This is a genomic window from Paraburkholderia lacunae (assembly GCF_003353175.1).
Lineage (GTDB): Bacteria > Pseudomonadota > Gammaproteobacteria > Burkholderiales > Burkholderiaceae > Paraburkholderia > Paraburkholderia lacunae.
Window position 1 is genome coordinate 391,152 of sequence record NZ_QHKS01000002.1, and the last position, 18,068, is coordinate 409,219.

The 18,068-nt window shown below is 63.5% G+C and carries 14 protein-coding genes; 7 read left to right on the forward strand and 7 right to left on the reverse strand.

Annotated features, from left to right (window positions below; all coding sequences use genetic code 11):
- The first annotated feature begins 162 nt into the window (after positions 1 to 162).
- On the forward strand, positions 163 to 1,803 hold the full coding sequence (locus DLM46_RS04640; protein WP_115099591.1) for a methyl-accepting chemotaxis protein: 1,641 nt from the start codon (positions 163 to 165) through the stop codon (positions 1,801 to 1,803).
- Positions 1,804 to 1,840: 37 nt separating this feature from the next.
- Here the strand turns inward: DLM46_RS04640 and DLM46_RS04645 are convergent, their stop codons facing one another.
- The 7 genes from DLM46_RS04645 to DLM46_RS04670 form a co-directional block, all read right to left on the reverse strand.
- On the reverse strand, positions 1,841 to 2,650 hold the full coding sequence (locus DLM46_RS04645) for a c-type cytochrome (RefSeq protein ID WP_115099592.1): 810 nt from the start codon (positions 2,648 to 2,650) through the stop codon (positions 1,841 to 1,843).
- Positions 2,647 to 4,272 carry a b(o/a)3-type cytochrome-c oxidase subunit 1 gene (locus DLM46_RS04650; RefSeq protein ID WP_115099593.1) on the reverse strand — a complete coding sequence of 542 codons (1,626 nt, stop codon included), beginning with the start codon at positions 4,270 to 4,272 and terminating at the stop codon, positions 2,647 to 2,649. The genes DLM46_RS04645 and DLM46_RS04650 overlap by 4 nt, the downstream gene beginning before the upstream one ends.
- The gene (locus DLM46_RS04655; RefSeq protein ID WP_115099594.1) at positions 4,259 to 4,831 is read right to left on the reverse strand and encodes a cupredoxin domain-containing protein; all 573 of its coding nucleotides are present in this window, start codon (positions 4,829 to 4,831) and stop codon (positions 4,259 to 4,261) included. Before DLM46_RS04655 ends, DLM46_RS04650 begins: the two co-directional genes overlap by 14 nt.
- A 2-nt stretch (positions 4,832 to 4,833) precedes the next feature.
- Positions 4,834 to 5,010: a hypothetical protein gene (locus DLM46_RS39285; RefSeq protein WP_165847908.1), complete on the reverse strand. Its 177-nt coding sequence runs from the start codon at positions 5,008 to 5,010 to the stop codon at positions 4,834 to 4,836.
- Positions 5,011 to 5,144: 134 nt separating this feature from the next.
- The gene (locus DLM46_RS04660; RefSeq protein WP_244305826.1) at positions 5,145 to 6,440 is read right to left on the reverse strand and encodes a c-type cytochrome; all 1,296 of its coding nucleotides are present in this window, start codon (positions 6,438 to 6,440) and stop codon (positions 5,145 to 5,147) included.
- Positions 6,441 to 6,511: 71 nt separating this feature from the next.
- Positions 6,512 to 7,228: a c-type cytochrome gene (locus DLM46_RS04665; protein ID WP_115099595.1), complete on the reverse strand. Its 717-nt coding sequence runs from the start codon at positions 7,226 to 7,228 to the stop codon at positions 6,512 to 6,514.
- Between the two features lie 475 nt (positions 7,229 to 7,703).
- Entirely contained in the window at positions 7,704 to 8,603 is a 900-nt protein-coding gene (locus DLM46_RS04670) for a LysR family transcriptional regulator (RefSeq protein ID WP_115099596.1), read from the reverse strand.
- 98 nt (positions 8,604 to 8,701) lie between these two features.
- Here DLM46_RS04670 and DLM46_RS04675 point away from each other — a divergent pair, with 98 nt between their 5' ends.
- From DLM46_RS04675 to DLM46_RS04700, 6 genes are all read left to right on the forward strand, one after another.
- The gene (locus DLM46_RS04675) at positions 8,702 to 10,006 is read left to right on the forward strand and encodes an MFS transporter (RefSeq protein WP_115099597.1); all 1,305 of its coding nucleotides are present in this window, start codon (positions 8,702 to 8,704) and stop codon (positions 10,004 to 10,006) included.
- Positions 10,007 to 10,259: 253 nt separating this feature from the next.
- The gene (locus DLM46_RS04680) at positions 10,260 to 10,913 is read left to right on the forward strand and encodes a response regulator (protein WP_244305828.1); all 654 of its coding nucleotides are present in this window, start codon (positions 10,260 to 10,262) and stop codon (positions 10,911 to 10,913) included.
- 149 nt (positions 10,914 to 11,062) lie between these two features.
- The gene (locus DLM46_RS04685) at positions 11,063 to 11,755 is read left to right on the forward strand and encodes a response regulator (RefSeq protein ID WP_115099642.1); all 693 of its coding nucleotides are present in this window, start codon (positions 11,063 to 11,065) and stop codon (positions 11,753 to 11,755) included.
- Positions 11,756 to 11,866: 111 nt separating this feature from the next.
- Positions 11,867 to 12,511 carry a response regulator gene (locus DLM46_RS04690; RefSeq protein ID WP_115099598.1) on the forward strand — a complete coding sequence of 215 codons (645 nt, stop codon included), beginning with the start codon at positions 11,867 to 11,869 and terminating at the stop codon, positions 12,509 to 12,511.
- Between the two features lie 250 nt (positions 12,512 to 12,761).
- Positions 12,762 to 13,511: an aquaporin Z gene (gene aqpZ, locus DLM46_RS04695; protein WP_115099599.1), complete on the forward strand. Its 750-nt coding sequence runs from the start codon at positions 12,762 to 12,764 to the stop codon at positions 13,509 to 13,511.
- A gap of 32 nt (positions 13,512 to 13,543) precedes the next feature.
- Positions 13,544 to 17,992: an ATP-binding protein gene (locus tag DLM46_RS04700; protein WP_115099643.1), complete on the forward strand. Its 4,449-nt coding sequence runs from the start codon at positions 13,544 to 13,546 to the stop codon at positions 17,990 to 17,992.
- The last annotated feature ends 76 nt before the right edge of the window (positions 17,993 to 18,068 follow it).

Sequence of the window (18,068 nt, forward strand, 5' to 3'; positions counted from 1 at the left end):
ATAAAGTTTTTGGCAATCCCTCCGTTGTCCATTTATGTGGCGTCCGCTTAAATTTTGGACAAAACGGTTGCGGACCTGGCCGGATGGGCTTGGGCGCAGCACGCGTGGCCGAGGCTATTTTTCCGGACCTTCGGCCGGGCAGCACAACGGAGGCAAGTCCCAATGCTGAAAAAACTGTCGATTCGCACCTGCCTCACCGCGATGGTGGTGTTCTTTTTTGTCGTGCTGCTAGCCGGCGCTGCCGCCGGCCTGCTGTCATTGCGCTCGAGCAACGCGTCGCTGCAGCAGATGTACACCGTGGACACGCCGGCAGTCGCCGACCTGGAAGGCAGCGCCGGACAACTGCTTCGGCTGCGCCTGGCACTGGCGACGTACGCGTCGCTGATCGATCTGAACGATCAGGACGGCGCGAACGCGGTGCTCGGGCGCTTCGATCAGTATCAGAAAGTATCCGACGAACGGCTCGCTCACTATATGAGCCGCGCGACCATGGGCGCCGATGAGCAACGTCTCATCAAGGACATGCAGGACAAGCGCGATACGTTCTTGCGCGAAGGCGTCGAACCGGCGTTGGCCGCGTTGAAGTCCGGCGACAGGACCTCGTTCCAGCAATTGCAGGCGCACAAGCTGTCGTCGCTCTACACCGCGTACGAGAAGGCGATGCTCGCGCTCGAACAATTGCAGCTCGATCATGGCGCGCAGCGCTATCAGGATGCACAGGACCTGTTCTACGCGATCTGTATCGTGGTGGCGGTCGGTATGGTGGTGTCGCTGCTGGGTTCGTGGATCGGCCGTACGGTGCTCGTGCGTGCGATTGTCAGTCCTGTCGACGCGACCATTGCGCAGTTTCAGCGGATCGCTAACGGTGACCTGACCAGCAAGATCGTAGTGACCAGCGACAACGAAATGGGGCGGCTGGCCGCGGCATTGAGCAAGATGCAGGACTCGTTGATCGCCACGGTGAGCACCGTGCGTCAGGGCACTGAATCCATCGATACGGGCGTGAGCGAGATTGCCGCGGGCAATGCCGATCTGTCGCAGCGTACCGAGGAACAAGCTGCATCGCTCGAGGAAACGGCGGCCAGCATCGAACAACTGACCTCGACAGTCAAGCAGACCGCCGACAATGCGAAGCAGGCGAGCGGACTCGCGCAAGGCGCGTCGAGCCTGGCCGCGCAGGGTGGCGACCTCACGGAGCAGGTGGTGGACACGATGCATGGCATCGTCGACGACTCGCGGCGGATTGCCGACATCATTGGCGTGATCGAGGGGATTGCTTTCCAGACCAACATTCTGGCGCTGAACGCGGCGGTTGAGGCTGCGCGTGCGGGCGAGCAGGGCCGTGGATTTGCAGTGGTGGCGAGTGAAGTGCGGTCGTTGGCGCAGCGTAGCGCGGGGGCCGCGAAAGAGATCAAGGCGTTGATCGATGCATCGACCGCGCGGGTGCAGGCTGGTTCGCAACTGGTCGAGCGGTCGGGGTCGACGATGACCGAGATTGTTGACGCGATTGCTCGCGTGAGTTCGATCATGAGTGAGATTGCCGCTGCCGCGATTGAGCAGAGTACCGGGATCGATCAGGTGAATCTCGCTGTCGCGCAGATGGACGAGGTGACGCAACAGAATGCAGCGCTCGTCGAGCAGGCCGCGGCGGCGGCTGGTTCGCTCGAGGAGCAGGCGCGGAGGCTGACTTCGGCGGTGGCTGTCTTTCAGACGGGGCGTGGCTCAGCTTCTTCTTTCGCCGGTCGGCGCGGTGGTGCGCAAGCGCCGGGGTTCGTTGGGACTGAGGAGGTTATTGCGGTTTGAGTCGCGTTTCATTGCATGCGCGACGCGGCTGGTTGCATCACTGCATGGCGGCATAATATTTAGCCAAACCGTCAATTTCATCAGGTGTCATCTGCCGGACCGCATTCCGCATCTGCTCGTTTATATCGTTATGCCGAGCACCGGAAGCAAACGCCCGCATCTGCGCAGCAAGATAAACGGAAGACTGCCCGCCGAGCCAGGGCGCCGCACCCTTGCGATCCAACTGTCCATGGCAAGCGGCACAAGGCGCAATATTGCGCAGCGGATCACCTTGCATCGCCAGCTTCACGGCATTCGCATCGGGCATGGCGCCGGAAGGCAAAACCTCAGCCGCCCCAGTTCGCGGCAGCGAAGCATAATAGGCCGCCAGATCATGCAGATCCTGATTGCTGCGCGCAGCAATGATCGGCTGCATGACCGCGTTCTGACGCAAGCCCATCTGATAGTCACGCAACTCTTTATAGACCACGTCGGCATACTGCCCGGCCAAGGCAGGCGCCGTCACCTGCACCGTGCCCTGTACACCATGACACATGGAGCACTTCTGTGTCGCGATGGTCGCGCCGCGGCCGATAGAGTTCGCGTCGACACGCACGCGCCGCGATGGCGGCAACACCACCACGTCGCTCGGCGCGGTTCCGGCGATGTTGCTGCCTCCATACCAGCTCGATGGGACACCGGCGGCGCTGCAAATAGTCGCCCACAGGCCGCGTCCGCTGAAGGCACTGTTCGCCGAAGGCAACCAGACAAACCCGATCAGAACCGCCACAACGGCAATCGCGACCGTACCGCCCAGGCTCAACGTGAACCACGGGTTACGCAAGCTGAAGACGCGGTCCTCATTCATCGCTGTGCTCCGACGACCACTGCCGGCACCGACGTCTGCGGCAGTTTGAGCAGCTGAACAATCGGCACACTGTAGTTGACCACAGTCAGTCCGATCATCAACGCCACCCACAAGCCGAAACTATTGAGCGCGGCCGGCACGCGTTCCACCGGCTGTGCGGCGCTGGCGAAGCGGAAGCTCTGCTGCTGCTCCGCCGGCCCGAATTGCGATTTCGCCAGGATGTAGATGAACAGCACGCCTGACACGGCGAGGATCAGCCCGCCCACCGCCGACATCCCGACCCAGAGCGCCTGCGATTCGATGCCCGGCGCGTTGTAGTCGTAATACGCCATGCGGCGTGGCGCACCCAGCAAGCCTACGTAATGCCACGGCAGCGTCACCACCATCATGCCAATGAACCACAGCCACAGTTGCGTGCGAATCAACCGCACCGAGCCGATCGCGCGGCCGGTCAACTGTGGCCACAGTTCATAAGCGATCGCGAAGTACATGATGACGATCGCGCCACCGAAAATCAGATGGAAGTGCCCGGTCACCCACTGCGTGTTGTGCACCGTCGAGTTCAACTGGTAGCTCATGTTGATCAGTCCGCCCGCCCCGCCGAGACCCAGCATCACGAATGAAAACGCGACCACCAGCATCATCGGGTTCTGCCACGGCAACGCCGTCAGCCAGCCAAACGCACCCTTGCCGCCGCGCAGCCGTCCGGCGATCTCCACCGACGCGCAGATCGTGAACACCGTCAGCAGCGTCGGCACCGACACCATGCCGGTAAACACCGCGTGCAGGAACTTGAAGCCCGCGCCGACCTGCGGGTCGACGAACAGATGGTGAATGCCGATCGGCATCGCGAATACGAGAAACAGGATGAACGACACACGCGCCATCGAGTCGCTATAAAGCCGCCCGCCGATCGCGCGCGGCACCAGGGTGTAGTACGCGATGTAGGCCGGGATCAGCCAGAAGTAGACGATTGCGTGCAGCGTCCACGAAAACAGCACGCGCGAAAGACCGGCGTCGATCGTGTTGGTCAGACCGAACGCGACCGGCAAGATCTGAAACAGAATCTCGAGCGCGGCGCCCACCGCGGTCCAGGCCCACAGATACGCGCCGGCGACGTTGGCGAACATCGCGAGCGGCACGGGCTTGCCGGGATTCGCGCGTTTCCAGACGCGCAGATTCGCATGCATCAACGCGACCCAGATCCACGAGCCGACCACCACCAGCACCACGCCGAGGTAATAGAACGGGCTGCCGATCATCGGCGGATAGAACGTGTACAGCACCGAGGCCTGGCCGAGCGCGACGGGAACCATCGCCATCACCGCGCCGACCGCCAGCATGATGAACGCGGCCCACGCCCACTTCAGGCCGACGAGCCGCTGCGCGAGCGCCAGTTCGACGATCGCGTAGCCGAAGCCCATCGACACCAAAGTCGGCATCACGTAGGCCATTACCGTGCCGTGCGCGGTGACCGATCGATAGTAGAGCTCGGGGTCGCCGATCCACGGCAGCAGCGGGCTGCGTACCAGCATCTGCCACGCGCCGAGAAGCAGCGCGATCAGAAACGTAATGAAGGCGAGCCAGAAATGCGCGAGAACGAGTCGCTTAGCGTGAAACACAGCTGAGCCTCCGTGATTGCCGGGCTTGCTCGAAGAAGGCGGTTTTGTCGATCACCTTCACGTGCGCCCACATCGCCTGGTGGCCGAAGCCGCAGAACTCATGGCACGGCATCAGGTGATCGGCGGGTTTGTCGAAGCGGGTGTTCAGCGTGGCGACGTAGCCGGGCACAACCATCGTGTTGATGTTGGTGTCGGTGACGAGCAGGCCGTGCACGACGTCCGCGCTGGTCGTGCGGATCGTGACCGGCGTATCGGCGGGTACCAGCAGACATTGCGGCGTGAACGAATACTGCTGCGCGATGAAACGCACGACCACCGAGCCGTCCGCTTCGACAGCGGTGCCGAGATTGCCTTCGACGAATTCGCCGGACAGTTGCAGGCGCGAGGGATCGATCGTCTCGACCCGCGACGGCGGCATCATCGCCCAATGCAGCCCGGAGAACACGACGACGGCCAGCATCAGTACGATCAGCGCGGCGGCGAAAATCGCCCAGCGGCGCTCGGCGCGTAAGGCGACCGCGTGGCCGCTGCCTGGTGGGTGAGGAGACTCGGTCGACATGATCAGTGAATGACGCCGCGCGGCAGAAAGACAAGAAAGTAGAAGCCGAACCAGATCGCGATGACGATCAGCGTGGCCACGCCCGCCACGGCGATCGCGCCATGCGGGCCGGCGGCAACGACGCGGTCCACCTCGTCATCGGTGGGTGGGGCCGGACTGCGGGTGTCGTGCGCTTCCATCTAAAGAATCTCCAGTGCAGCGGTTCATGCGCAGCGCGGTACCGTGTGACGACAACGCTGAATCAGCCGGGCCGCCACGCAGCGCGCCTCGCAAAACACAGAGCGAAACGCGCACGCGCAACCGCCCAGCCGCTTCAATGCAGCGGCGCCTTACGCAACTCGTTGACCTCGCGGGCCGTCACCGGTTTGCCGTGATTGCCCCACGCGGTGCGGATATACGTGACGACGGCGGCGGCATCGGTGTCGTTCAGTTCCTGGCCGAACGGCGGCATGCCGTACGGCTCGGGATTGCGCATGGTGCCGGGCGGGAAGCCGCCGTTCAGCACGATGCGGATCGGGTTGACCGCCGAATCCATTTCGATCGACTGATTGCCGGCGAGCGGCGGGTAATGCTGCAACTGGCCCTCGCCCTTGGCGCCATGGCACAGCGCGCACTTGTCGGCGTAGAGCTTTTCGCCGAGCGCGAACACGTTGGTGCTGGTCGGCGCGGAGGGGCCGGATTTGCGGCCGCGGTCGTTGTCCGGCAGCGTCTTCAGATACGCGGCCATCGCTTTGACGTCCGCGTCCGTCATGTATTGCAGGCTGTGATACGTGACTTCCGCCATGGGGCCGTACACGGCGCCGCGGTCGGAGATGCCCGCCTGCAGCAGGTCGACGATGTCCTTGATGGTCCAGTCGCCGAGACCGCCGTCCTTGTCGGACGTGAGCGAAGGCGCATACCAGTTCTGCACCGGAATCAGACCGCCCGCGAACTGTTCGCTCTGCGACGAGCCGCCGAGCATGTTGATTTTCGTGTGACACATCGTGCAGTGCCCGAGCCCTTCGACCAGATACGCGCCGCGATTCCATTCGACCGACTTCGTCGGATCCGGCTGGAACTCGCCTTCGCGGAAATACAGCGTGCGCCAGCCGTATAGCAGCTTGCGCTGGTTGAACGGAAAGCGCAGCGTGTGCTTGTGATTCGGCTGGCGCACCGGCGGCACCGTTTTCAGATAGGCGAAGATCGCATTCGAGTCTTCGCGCGTGACTTTGGTGTATTGCGCGATCGGCATGGCCGGGTAAAGCAGCTTGCCGTCCGGCGTGCGGCCGGTGCGCATCATCGTGAAGAACGCTTCCTCGCTCCATGTGCCGATGCCGTACTGCGCGTCCGGACTGATGTTCGGCGAATAAAGCGTGCCGAACGGCGTTTCCATCGCGAGCCCGCCGCCGAACAGCTTGCCGCGCGGCGCGGTATGGCAGGCGACGCAGTCGCCGGCGCGCGCGAGATACTCGCCGCGCTTGACGATGTCGGGGCGGGTGTCGGATGGGTTGCCGATGGCAGCCGGTGCGGTTTCGGCGGCGCGGGCTTCAGCGATCAGCGGCGCATGCGGCGCGAGCGCAACCACGGCGCTTGCGGCCGCGATCATGCTGACGGCCAGCGCGCCGGCCATGAGCGACGCAGCGGCGCGACGGCTTGTCGTCATCGCCCATGAAACGGTGTGAATGGCGCACAGGATCGGCTTCATTGCGGTTGACTCCCGCAGGCGAGAGGCAGCCGCTCACCGGACGCCGCTCCAGGCCGGGGATCTGCCGGCCGCGGCTGACGCGCGAGCCAGCTCGACACTGCGGTGATGTCCTTGTCGGTCAGCTTGACGGCGATCGTATGCATGCAGTCCGGCGCGAGCGCGCGACGCGTGCCCGAGCGCCATGTGCCCATCTGTCCCGCGATGTAGCTCGCGTGTAGACCGAGCAGCCCCGGAATGCCCGGCTGCGTGCCGGTCATGCGCGCGCCGTGGCACGCGATGCAGGCCGGTATCCTGCGCGCCGGGTCGCCCTGCGTGACGAGACGCTGGCCGGCCGCGAGCACGGCAGGCGAGACTTCGGCGTGGTCGGCATTGGGATAGGGCGGTTGCAGGTCGGCGAAGTACTGGCTGATCTTGCGCAGGTATTCATCCGGCAGAAAGGCGAGCAGATAGCCCATCGGCGGATAGGTGCGGCCGCCGTCGCGGAACGCGCTCAACTGGTTGAACAGGTAGTCGGCCGGTTTGCCGGCGATGCGCGGGAAGTAGTCGTCGTTCAGACCCTGGCCGTGCACGCCGTGGCACGAGGTGCAGGCGCGCACGCGCTCGTCCATCGCCGAGGGCATGGGGCCCGGCGCGCCGCTGGCCGCGAACGCCGCGCCACTCCACATGACGTAAAACACCAACAGAATCGAAGATCCGATAGTTCTACGGTGCACGCCAGGCCTCGTCGGGGAACGCGATTTATTTCTCATGCATTCGATGACCAATGCATGACAACCCTGCCAATTCTTCTTTTATAACGACTGCAAAAACAGCAAATCGAAACGGATTTATTTTTTGGGGCGCGGTGTTGAATCGATACGGCGATGCAATTGCGTGATGAAGACAATCATTGGCCAGAATGCGCCGATGGGTGGCGGCTTTCGGGCTGTGGGAATGGGTGTTCGTTATGTCGGGCAGCGGGTAGCAGGTTGCAGGAATTTATCCGGTGCGTCAACCGGAAGCGAGGGGCTAACCGGTTGGGCACCTGACCATCATAGGTGGCGCCTGGAGCCGATTCAACCTTTCGATTGCGCATGGATTGAGGGCGGACAGCATGGCGAAACGCGCTCGATACCTGATTCGCCGCGTGCGTCGAGCCATACGCATCGAACTGTTCAGGCCGACGCGCATATCGCAACGCTGCGTGCGTCAGCTGAAGAGCCGCATCAGCGCCGTGCGTGCGTTGCTCACGCGTTCGCTTTCGCCGATTCGCCCCGGCAACAGATGAAACTCGACCGCCGGCAGCGGCGGCAGTCCGACACTCGGCGGACATGCCACCACGCCCGCACCGATCGACGACTCGTTCAGGCAGGACATGCCGAGCCCTGCCTTCAGCGCGAGTTGCAAGCCGGCGACCCCGGACGCGGAATGCGACACCAGATACGGCACCTTGCGCTCGTCGAGGAGCTTTACGACGAAGCGCTGCAACTGGCAGCTCGACGGCAGCAGCACGAGTGGATAGGGCGTTGCCGGATGCGGGCTGGCATCGGCCGCACTGACCCACAGCAGCTTCTCGCGGCGCACGACTGTGCTTTGCGCACTGGCGGTGGCGCCAGTGCGCTGTCGGGCTCCCCGGTTGCCGGGCGTCACGAGCCGCAACGACAGGCCGATGTCGAACGAGGCATCGTCCGCGGCGCTGCTGTCGATCACGGCGCTCGGCAGCACGGTGACGTGCAGTTTCAGGCGCGGGTGCTGCTCCGAAAAGGCCTTGAGAATGCGCGCGATATCGTGCGGACGGTAGTAGTCCGTGATGGCGATACGCAGTTCACCGTCGAGCGAGCGGCCTTGCAGGTCTTCGAACGCGGCTTCGCTCATCGCGAGAATGCGCCGCGCGTGATCGAGCAGGCGGCTGCCCGCCGGTGTGGCGGTGACGCCCTGCTTGCTGCGCACGAAAAGCGGCTGGCCGGCGCGCTCTTCCAGTTTTTTCAACTGCTCGCTCACCGACGATTGGGACAGGAACACGCGTTGCGCGCCTGCCGAGACGCTGCCCGATTCGGCGACGGCGACGAAGGTCCGCAACTGCGTCAGATCGAATCCACGTTGGTTCATGATTCGGCATATCCGATGGAAGTCATCTGATTTTCCGGCTTTTCCGATGATTAGCACAGCCGTAGGATACCTCCAATTCATTCTTGCCGAGGGGCGTCATGGGAAACGAACCGGTTGCATCCGTGCGGGCGTTGGGCGAGCGCGCGGCGAGTCATCGGTGGAAGGTGCTGGGGGTCGGCTTTGCGGCGAACGCAAGTTTTTCCGCGGCGTTTTCGGGCATTCCGACCACGGCCGTATTTCTGCGCTCGGGCTATCACCTGAACAATCATGGCCTGGGGCTCGTGCTCGGCATGCTCGGGCTGGGCATCGCGGTCAGCGAATTGCCTTGGGGACTGCTGACGGACCGTTGGGGCGACCGTCGCGTGCTGCTGCTTGGGCTCGGCTCGACGGCTGCGGCGCTGGGGGCACTGGCGTTGTTCGTGGCGCCCGCCGGCACACATGTGCCGGGCGCTTCGATGCTCGCGCTCGGGCTGCTTCTGGTCGGCCTGCTCGGCGGCAGTGTCAACGGTTCGAGCGGCCGCGCGGTGATGGCCTGGTTTCGCGAGGGTGAACGCGGCCTCGCGATGAGTATTCGCCAGACCGCGGTGCCGGCGGGCGGTGGGCTCGGCGCGCTGATATTGCCGGCGCTTGCGTCGAGGTTCGGCTTTGCGAGCGTGTACGCGGTGCTCGCGTTGGCGTGCGCGATGACCGCCGCGTTTGCGTGGCGCTGGCTGCACGAACCATCGCACGTCGAAGTGAAGGGGGCGGGCGCGTCTCATCGCGGAGGCGTTTCGGGCGGAGCGCCGGCGAGCATTTCACCGTTGCGCGACGTCGGCATCTGGCGCGTCGCGCTCGGCGGCGGTGTGCTGTGCGTGCCGCAGATCGCCATCGTGACGTTCGGGACAGTCTTTCTCCACGATTTCAGCCGTGCCGGTGTGCTGGCGATCAGCGCGACAATGGCCGCGGTGCAAACCGGCGCTGCGCTTGCGCGGGTCTGGAGCGGCGGCTGGACCGACCGGCGCGGCAATCGCCGTGCTTATATGCGCGCCTGCAGTCTGCTGACCGCGGTGCTGTTTGCGTCGCTCGCGTTGGTGACGGCGGCAGCCGGCATGCGGCACGCGCAGATGACCGCCGTGTTCGCGCTGATGATCGTGCTGGGCGGCGTGTGCGCATCCGCATGGCACGGCGTCGCTTTCACGGAACTTGCGACGCTCGCGGGTACGAGCCGCGCCGGTACCGCGCTCGCGATGGGCAATACCTGTGTCTTTCTTACGCTGTTCCTGACGCCGCTGGCGATTCCACTGTTGTTGTCGGTGGGCTCGTGGCCGATGGTGTGGGTGGTTGCCAGCGTGTGTGCGTTGATTGCATTGCCGGTGTTTCCGCGTGCGGCTCGCGCGACCAGAATGACGACGGCGCAGGTTTGAGATGCAACTGCGCCGAGTCTAGAAAAACAGAATCCAATGGCGCTTTGTATTCCGATGCAGATAGCGCTGCAATGGTCGATCAGATTTTCTCTCGGATTCGGAACATTCCGATTTTCGCAGGTTTATGGCGATGGTTTTATGGCCGACCTTGGCGTTTCCGTCCAAAGCCAGGGGTGCTGGAGCGTACGTGCCTTGCGCTGCGCTCTCCTTACGCGAGCGCCGAATACGCCTACAACAAACGAGAGAAATCATAGTGAACCTTCGAGTCATTCTGGCGGACGATCATCCCTTTGTTCTGGTTGGCATTCGCGCTGCACTAGAAATGCATGCCGATGTCGCGATTGTCGGTGAGGCGTCCACGCCCACTTCGTTGATCAAACTGTTGCAGAGCACACCTTGCGATGTGCTCGTCACCGATCTCACGATGCCCGAGGCATCCGGCGCCGTCGAAGACGGCCTACGGCTCATCAGGCGAATCCGACGCGACTGGCCGTCGCTACGCGTCGTCGTGATGACGGCGCTGACGAACGTCGCGATCTTGCGTTCCATCGTGTCAGACGGCGCAGTCAGCATGCTAGGCAAAATGGAAACAATGGATGAACTATGGCAAGCGATTTTGGCGAGCGGCAAAGGCGAGATTCACATCGGCCGCTCGATCGTCGAAGCGCTTGCGCAGCCTGAAAGCGAAGCGTGCGACCTGCGTCCGAATCCACGTTTATCCGAACGCCAGACGGAAATCATAAGAATGTTCGTGCGTGGCCAGTCGGTCTCTCAGATTGCCGCGGCGCTCGGATGCCATCGCCGCAGCGTTAGCCGGCAAAAGCGCTTTGCGATGGCCAAGATTGGTGTCGCCAATGCCCCCGGTCTTTTTGCTTATGTTCGCGCGAATGGGTTGACCGAAGTTTAGATCGCATGCCAAAGCAATTATCTGGTTGAGAAGTTGGTTCATTTAAGAGCGATCTTATTTTTATCGGCGCAGGAGTGTTGAATGATCGCGGCAGGGCCAGTTGCTACGAAGAGAGCGACGGCGATTTCGGGTACAGAGGGGAAAAGAAGATGAACGCTAACGCCGACATAAATACGCCGATTCGCGCCATCATCGCGGACGATCATCCACTGGTTCTGCTGGCGCTCGAAAACATGTTGGTGGGTTATCCGAACATGCAGATCGTCGGTCGCGCGGCTGATGCTGCCGAGCTTTTTACGGAGGTCGATCGCGTCTCGTGCGACCTCGTTCTGATGGATCTTTACATGGCGGGTGGTTTGTATGGCGACGGGCTCGAATCTGTCAGGCAGTTCAAGGTACGGTATCCCGAAGTGGCGCTTGTCGTACTCACCATGGAAACCGAAGCCGAGGCGTTAAAGAAAGTCATCGCGCTCGGCGTGAATGGGCTGATGAGCAAGCGGGATCGGATCGATCTGCTTCATGTCGCCATCGTCACCGCGCTGGCGCGCGAATGCTATCTCGGGCCCGCGGTCCGCGCGATGATCGACGACGCGGCGAGGGTGCGGCGGCTCGATTTCGTTCGTCAGATGTTGTCGCGCCGCGAATTGGAGGTGTTCACCCAATACGCTTGCGGATTCGGCGTAACGGAGATTGCCGTCCGGCTGGGGCGCAGCGTGAAGACGATCAGCGCCCAGAAATGTTCCGCGATGCGCAAGCTTGCTCTTAACAGCGACGCGGACTTGTTCCGCTTCGCCGTCGAACACGGCGTGATTCCTGACGATCGCATGCAACACCGGCGCTGAGTCGGCGAGGCGTCGCGCCGCCCAGGCGGCGCGGCGAAGAGAAAATGTACTGGCGTAGCCTGGGGATGCACACCGTGTGCAGGGCATGCCAGTCGATAAGACAACAACAAAATGACACAGAAGATCCGCGTCATCGTGGCCGACGATCATGCCTGCGTTCGTCTTGGCGTCATCCGTCTGCTGCAAACCGTGCCGCACGTCGAAATAATCGGCGAGGCGCCCGACACCGAAACGTTGGCTGAACTGCTCGACACCCATGCGTGCGACGTCATCGTGTCGGACATCGGAATGCCTGGCATCCACGGCGGCCACAACGTCGTGTCGTTTCTGCGCCGGCTGCTGCGGGTTAGGCCCCATCCTCGCGTCGTCATACTTACGATGATCCGCCATGCACACATACTCACGGGCCTGTTGCACATTGGTGTGGCCGGCATCGTCGACAAATGCGACACCACCACGGCGCTGATCGACGCCATCAACGCCGTGATGGCCGGTGACATCTATCTGTCGGATCAGGCGCGCGTCGCGATCGAAGCCGCGGATGCTTCGCTGCAGCCTCGCGCGGGTGTCCTGAGTGCGCGCGAATGGCAGGTCTTCCAGCTTTATGTGCAAGGCCTCGCCGTCTACGAGATCGCAGCGCGCCTGCAGCGCAGCGGCAAGACCATCAGCACACAGAAACGCAGCGCGATGCGCAAGCTCGGCCTTGAAACGGAAAACGACCTCATCGAATACGCCAGGCAGATAGGGTTGACCTGACAGGCCTGTGAGGAAAATCACCATGCTTCGTCAATGATTCTTAGTAATTTGGGACTCGTCTGATTGATCCGTCAGCGTTGCCATTCCATAGTTCCTGATTCACGACGGTCTTTCCGTGCGCTCACCTGACAGCATGATTCATTTCGTCATGCTGAGCAGAATGGAACCGTCAATCAATCTGTGCGGAAGGTTCGTGGCTTGAGCGCGGCGCCGTCTGTCCAGTGAACAGATAATCGGGCTGGGAGGCGGGATGGTTGCGCTAGGTAAGCGGTTGTTGGTGGAGGGCGCTGGAACGGCCTGGCTGGTGTTCGTCGGTTGCGGCAGCATAGTCTTGAATACTCCCGCCGCCCAGCAGGGTTACGGTACGCCCGAGGTGGCGCTTGCGTTCGGTTTGGCGCTAGCCATGGCCCATTACATGTTTTACGGCCTCTCTGGCGCGCATTTCAACCCGGCCGTCACGGTCGGCTTTGCGATTGCGCAACGGTTTCCGATTCGCGATCTGTTGCCCTACCTCGCCGCCCAGATTCTCGGGGCGATTGCCGGTGCAGCCCTGCTGGCTTACGTGGCGAGTGGCCGGCCCGGTTTCGAACTGACCGCGAGCGAGTTCGGCGCGAATGGGTTCGGCGATCACTCTCCTTCCGACTATCAATTTCACTCGGCGCTTGCCACTGAGCTGGCGCTGTCGTTCGCTTTCGTCCTGGTTAGTCTGATGGTACGCAGCCGGCGAAGCTTGAAATCGATCGCACCCCTCGTCATCGGCGCGTGTCTGATGCTCGTCTATATGGTGTCGATTCCGGTCACCAACGGCTCGGTCAATCCCGCTCGCTCCACAGGCCAGGCGTTGTTCGTCGGCAACTGGGCACTCGACCAGCTCTGGTTGTTCTGGGCCGCGCCCATGTCTGGCGGTGTCGCCGCAGGCGCCCTGTTCTCGTTTCTATGGGGCAAGCCGGCCGGTCGCGCCGCTGCGGCGCTTTCCCGCGAACACCGCGAAGCCGCGTGAGCGGCGCCTCGCAGCACTTCCTGGCATCACTGATGAAAGCCCTGGACGGTGTCATCGTGAGCAGGCCACTGCGACGCGTGTCGCAGTGGCTGATTCTTCTATTCGCGTTTTTCGTCACGCAGATGCCGGCAGTTGCTGCGCAGCCGTTTGCCGGTTCATCGCGAGTGCAAGCTGCCGGCACCTTTCCTGCGAAGTTGACCGTGGGCGTGCTGGCGAATGGCTGGCTGCCGTTCGACGCCCTCGAAGACGGCCAGCCGACGGGTTTGAGCGCCGACTACTTGCGCGCGCTCGTGGGCCCGGACGTCGTCATCGAAGGCAAAGCCTTTCCAGGCATGCCGCAACTGCTGGCCGCGGCTTGCGCCGGCAAGGTCGACCTGATAATGAGCGTCGCCCGGACGCGGGAGCGCGAACGCTGTTTCAGTTTCACCGCGCCGTATTTTCGTGCAACAACCTCGGTGGTGGTCAGGCGGGGCGGTAATGCGCACACCGGCCCCGCCCAGCTGAACGGCGCCCGCCTCGCCGTAGAGCAAGGGTTTGCGCTCGAAAGATCGCTGCGCGAGCGCTTTCCTCGCGCGCAGATTGAAACCTTCGCTAGCACCCATGCGGCACTGTCGGCGCTCGCGCAAGGGGACGCGGATGCATATCTCGGTTTCACACCGGCCGTTCAATACGCGCTGGCCACCCAGGAGTTCCGCAGCCTGCGCGTCGCGTTCGAGGAAAACAGCAAGTTTGCCGACCTGCGCTTTGCGGTGCCCCGCAATCGCGGCGCGTTGCGCGACCAGCTCGACCTCGCGCTTGCTTCGATGAATCCGGCCGACGACTCGGCGATCCGAGTGCGCTGGCTGCCCGGCAGCTTCGACACACAGGCGGCCTCCGCAGCGCGGCGCCTCACATTGACACCGGAAGAGCGGGCCTGGCTGCGTTCGCTGCCGCCGTTGCAGGTGGGTTTCGACAACGGCTGGCCGCCGTTTAGCTATACGGACGAAGCCGGTCATCCTGCCGGCATCGCCGCGGAATATCTGGATTATCTGAGCCGTGCGTTGGGCGTCGAGTTCAGCCGTGCTCGCACCGCCGACTGGCCCGCAACCATCGAAGCCTTCCAGCGTGGCGGTCTGGCCATCCTCGCGACGTCCTCCCGCCGTGATCCGCGTCTGAAACACGCGCAGCACACGCGAGCATACGAAAGCTATCCGCTGGTGATCGTCGGACGCGAAGACGAACCGGCCGCGCGCGCGCTCAACGATTTCGCCTCGCGCCGCATCGTGGTTTCGTCGCATATCGCCGGTTCGATTCCGCGGTCGATCGACAACATTCCGGCAACCCATGTCGTCGTCGCGCCCAGTCTCGACGACGCGCTGAAGATGGTCGCGAGTGGCGAGGCAGACGTGCTGGTTGGCAATGTGGCCGCCGTCGACGTCCTGCTCAAGCAACGTTACGCCGGTGTCCTCAAAATTCTCGGTGCAGTCGGCGAATCCGACGAGCTCGGTTTCGCTGTTCGCCCCGATCTCGGTCCGCTCGCCGGTCTGATCGACCGCGCGTTGCTGGCCATGCCGGCCGCGGAGAAGCAGCGCATCCGACTGAAGTGGGTCGGCAGCACGACAAGCCAGGGAACCTGGAGTGTTACCGCGGTACGTCTGCTGCCATTGCTGATCGGCATCGGCGTCGCGCTGCTGGTCACGCTGCGGGCTTATCGGCTGCTGCAACGCGAGGTGCGGCTGCGCAGGCAGACCGAACGCGAACTCGCGGCGCAACTGAACTTCCAGGAAACCATGATGGAGACGGTCCCCCATCCGCTCGTCGCCAAAGACCTCGATGGCCGTTACATTGCGATCAACCGGGCGTACGAGGAAGCGTGCGGTCTGCGGCGCGAAGCCGTCATCGGGCGCACCGCGCAGAGCGTTCAGGTGTGGGGCGAGGCCAACAGCCGCGTGCTGGATGATATGACGCGCAACTTGCTGAGCTCGATCGGGCCGGCAAAGGTGGAGCTTCAGTTCGTCAGCGGTGCCGGCGACTCACGGCATGGCCTGTTCTGGACCCGGGTCTGCTACGGCGGCGACGGTAAGCCGAGTTGCGTGCTCGGAAGCATGGTCGACATTACCGATATCCGGCGTGCCGAAATGCTGGCGCGCGAAACCGAGCGCCGTCTGTTCGATGTCACGCGCTCATTGCCGGCGGTCGTGTTTCAACTACGGCGTACCGCGGACGGCGTGTACTCGTTCCCGTATATCGGCGGCGACACGCAACATCTGCTGGGCGCCGACGCGTCGCTGACGAGCCGCGGCGAGATCGATTTCCGCCGCGTGTGCGAGGAAGACCGACCTTTCGTGCTGGCTGAGCTGGAACGATCGGCTCGCTGCGAAACGCCTGTCCATATGGAGTTTCGCTTCGACGGCGAGCATGACTTCAAGTGGGTGCGCGCGGAGTTGGCGCCGCGCCGCGAGAACGACGGCTCAGTCGTGTGGAGTGGCTACTGGGTGGACGCGAGTCTGGAGCACGCGCGCGCGACGGAATTGGCGCGCGCGCGCGATGTGGCCGAGGCGGCCTCGCGCGCCAAAGACGATTTCTTCGCGATGATGAGTCACGAAATCCGCACGCCGATGAACGGTGTGCTTGGCCTCGTCGAGGTGCTGGAGCGCACGCCGCTGAATGCGGATCAGGGGGGGATGCTCAGCATGATTCACGAGTCGGCGGGCGCGCTGCTGCAGATTCTGGACGACCTGCTCGACTATTCGAAAATCGAAGCAGGGCGGCTGACGATCGAAGCCGAGCCCATCGACATGCGCGAGCTGGTCGACAATGCAGTCGGCTTGCTGGCGGGCCGCGCTCATGAGAAGGGCCTGAAAGTGCGCGTGGATATTGCGGCTGAGGTCGCCGCTACGCTGCGAGGCGACAGCGTGCGATTACGGCAGATTCTGTTCAACCTGCTAGGCAACGCCATCAAGTTCACGCCGCAGGGCGAGGTCGACGTGCGAGTCGCGGTAGTCGGGCGGAGCGCCGACGCTCAGACGCTTGAAATGACCGTCGAGGACACCGGCATCGGCATCGCGCCGGAGGTGCAGGCGCGGCTGTTCGAGCCGTTCGAGCAGGCGGAGTCGTCGACCACTCGCCGCTTCGGCGGCACGGGTCTGGGTCTGACGATCTGCCGCAAGCTGATCGATCTGATGAACGGCGCACTCGAATTGCACAGCGAGCCTGGGGTCGGCACTCGCATGACGGTGCGCCTCGCGATGCCGGTCGAGTCGCCGCGTTATTCGGTGACCGGCCTGCGCGGCAAGCGCGGCGTGGTGGCAACGAGCGACACGCGAGTGGCGCAGGCGCTCATGCATTTCGGCGAGGCGCTCGGGCTCGAGTTGCGTCTTGTGTCGCCCGATGCGGCGGAGCTGAGCAAGCCTGACGTGCTGGCGGGCGTGGACCTGATCCTGGTCGGCGAAGGGGTGGCGTTGCCGCCAGGGGTACAGGGGAATTCGCGGCTTATCTGCCTCACCGAGAAACCGAAGCCGACCGGCTATCGAATCCTCAACGACAACGTGCGAGTCAGCGTCAATCCGATTTCGTGGCGCGGTCTGGGTGCGGCGTGCGCGGCTGCGCTGGCCGGTTTGCCGTCGGTGGCGCCGCGTGCAGCGGGCATGCCGCGCACGCCGGAAGGCGGCGCCGCGCCACCGGACCGCGAGCGCGCGATTGCGAGCGGCCGGCTGATCCTGGTGGCGGAGGACCATCCGGTCAATCAGGAACTGATTCGTCATCAACTGACCATGCTCGGTTTTGCCTGCGACATAGTGAACGACGGCGCCGAGGCGTTGGCGGCTCTCGAGCGGACCCCCTACGGTTTCCTGATCACGGACTGCCACATGCCGAACCTGTCCGGCTACGAATTGGCACGGCGCATCCGGGAGCGGGAACAGGGCAGCGCGCATCGTCTGCCGATCCTGGGGATTACGGCGAACACCGCGCCGGAGGACCTGAATCTATGTCCTGACGCCGGCATGGACGATTGCCTCGTCAAGCCGACCCGGCTCGCTACGCTGCGTGACTACCTGAGCCGCTGGTTCGGCAGTGACGGCGCGTGGCAAGCCGCACCTGCCGAAACCGTTACTACGCCGCCGATCGCCGGGGCGGATGCGCGCGGTTGTGCCGAGCCGTTCGTGCCGGTCGACCTGGCTCACATGACCCAACTGTGGGGCAGCGAATCGACCGTCAAGGCTCTGCTCGACTCGTTTGTTTCGGCGGTGCGGGAAGATTTGCTGGCGTTGGCACCGCTCCTCGAGCGTATTGAGATCGAGCGTCTGCTTGAGTGGCATCACCGGGTGGCGGGAGCGGCGAGCGTGCTGCACTATCCGCCATTGCTCAACGCGCTGGAAGACTATCGCCGGGACATCACCGCCAGGACGCCGGAGCGCTTGCGCAGCGACGGGTTGCTGCTGATGCGCAAATGCAATGCGATGCTGGATGGAATCGAGGAGCAAGTCGCGTTGCTCGCGTGATGGGCTGGCGCGCCGCATCGTGTCGCGGCGCGGTTGTACGTGTGGTCCGCGGCTGGCGGCGTCGGCGCAGATAGTC

What these genes read in the sequence shown, in the direction of transcription:
- DLM46_RS04645 (WP_115099592.1), bottom strand. Translation starts at nt 2,650, where the DNA reads ATGAATGAGGACCGCGTCTTCAGCTTGCGTAACCCGTGGTTCACGTTG.
- DLM46_RS04675 (WP_115099597.1), top strand. Translation starts at nt 8,702, where the DNA reads ATGGGAAACGAACCGGTTGCATCCGTGCGGGCGTTGGGCGAGCGCGCG.
- DLM46_RS04685 (WP_115099642.1), top strand. Translation starts at nt 11,063, where the DNA reads ATGAACGCTAACGCCGACATAAATACGCCGATTCGCGCCATCATCGCG.
- DLM46_RS04700 (WP_115099643.1), top strand. Translation starts at nt 13,544, where the DNA reads ATGAAAGCCCTGGACGGTGTCATCGTGAGCAGGCCACTGCGACGCGTG.
- DLM46_RS04640 (WP_115099591.1), top strand. Translation starts at nt 163, where the DNA reads ATGCTGAAAAAACTGTCGATTCGCACCTGCCTCACCGCGATGGTGGTG.
- DLM46_RS04670 (WP_115099596.1), bottom strand. Translation starts at nt 8,603, where the DNA reads ATGAACCAACGTGGATTCGATCTGACGCAGTTGCGGACCTTCGTCGCC.
- aqpZ (WP_115099599.1), top strand. Translation starts at nt 12,762, where the DNA reads ATGGTTGCGCTAGGTAAGCGGTTGTTGGTGGAGGGCGCTGGAACGGCC.
- DLM46_RS04660 (WP_244305826.1), bottom strand. Translation starts at nt 6,440, where the DNA reads ATGGCCGGCGCGCTGGCCGTCAGCATGATCGCGGCCGCAAGCGCCGTG.
- DLM46_RS04690 (WP_115099598.1), top strand. Translation starts at nt 11,867, where the DNA reads ATGACACAGAAGATCCGCGTCATCGTGGCCGACGATCATGCCTGCGTT.
- DLM46_RS39285 (WP_165847908.1), bottom strand. Translation starts at nt 5,010, where the DNA reads ATGGAAGCGCACGACACCCGCAGTCCGGCCCCACCCACCGATGACGAG.
- DLM46_RS04655 (WP_115099594.1), bottom strand. Translation starts at nt 4,831, where the DNA reads ATGTCGACCGAGTCTCCTCACCCACCAGGCAGCGGCCACGCGGTCGCC.